The sequence below is a fragment of the Parasphingorhabdus sp. genome, assembly GCF_036964565.1.
GTDB lineage: Bacteria > Pseudomonadota > Alphaproteobacteria > Sphingomonadales > Sphingomonadaceae > Parasphingorhabdus.
The window spans coordinates 1-730 of record NZ_JBALTN010000035.1; the positions used below are offsets into that span (position 1 = coordinate 1).

At 63.6% G+C, this 730-nt stretch carries 1 protein-coding gene; it reads left to right on the forward strand.

The window, feature by feature from the left end; all coding sequences use genetic code 11:
• The coding region (locus V7650_RS18095; protein ID WP_335657601.1) for an efflux RND transporter permease subunit at positions 1-730 on the forward strand (730 nt) is incomplete at both ends.

Genomic DNA, 730 nt, shown 5'->3' on the forward strand with positions numbered 1-730 from the left:
CGGCATCGTGCTGCAACGCGTAGGGGCCAATGCGCTTGACGTGATCGACAACGCCAGGGCCGAGATCGACACGATCGCGCAAAGCCTGCCGGAGGGGGTGGAGATCGTCACCGTCTATGACCGGTCCGACCTGATCCTGTCGGCGATTGAGACGCTGCGCACCACGCTGATCAAGGAAATGCTGGTGGTGGCTGCTGTCACCTTCCTGTTCCTGCTGCATGTCCGGTCGTCTCTGGTGGCGATCATCATGCTGCCGGTGGGCCTCTTGATGGCCTTCATCGCCATGCGGGCGCTTGGCATGGGGGCAAACATCATGAGCTTGGGCGGCATCGCCATCTCCATCGGCGCCATGATCGACGCCGCCATCGTGATGGTCGAGAACGCGCACAAACACCTCGAACGGGCGGAACCCGGCAAGCCACGGCTGGAGGTGCTGATCGAGGCCGCCTCCGAGGTTGGCCCGGCGCTGTTTTTCAGCCTGTTGATCATCACCGTGTCCTTCCTGCCGATCTTCGCGCTGGAAGGGCAGAAGGGGCGATTGTTCGGTCCGCTTGCCGCCACCAAGACCTTTGCCATGGCGGCGGCGGCGCTTCTGTCAGTCACGCTTGTGCCCGCGCTGATGGTGATCTTGGTGCGCGGGCGGATCGTTCCCGAACACCGCAACCCCGTGAACCGTATCCTGATCGCGCTTTACCGCCCCGTCATCCAATGGGTGCTGCGGGCACGCGTG